At 71.5% G+C, this 263-nt stretch carries 1 protein-coding gene; it reads left to right on the top strand.

Going from position 1 to position 263, the window contains the following annotated elements; genetic code table 11:
• A partial coding sequence (locus tag SB753_RS38335; RefSeq protein ID WP_410805326.1) for a sensor domain-containing protein occupies positions 1-263 on the top strand: 263 nt, incomplete at both ends.

Here is a 263-nt window from a genome sequence, read left to right as displayed (position 1 = left end):
CCTCGGTCTGCTCTTCGCCGCCGGCATCGGCCTCGTGCTCCTCGTCGGGCTCGTGTACGCCCTGTACGGACTCGGGTGGTTCGAGGTCGCCCGTGTCGGTGCCCTCTACCGCACCCCGATCACCCCGTTGCGACTGCAGCAGCGCGACCGCCCCGGGTTCGTCGGCTGGCTGCGCTCCCTCGGGCGCCAGGCGAGCGACCCCCGCATGTGGCGAGCGGTCGCGAACTTCGCCATCTCGGCCGTGCTCGGTTTCATCGTGCTGC

This window comes from Paraburkholderia sp. SIMBA_053 (genome assembly GCF_046534895.1).
GTDB classification, from domain to species: domain Bacteria; phylum Pseudomonadota; class Gammaproteobacteria; order Burkholderiales; family Burkholderiaceae; genus Paraburkholderia; species Paraburkholderia caledonica.
This window is presented reverse-complemented; position numbering and strand designations above follow the sequence as displayed.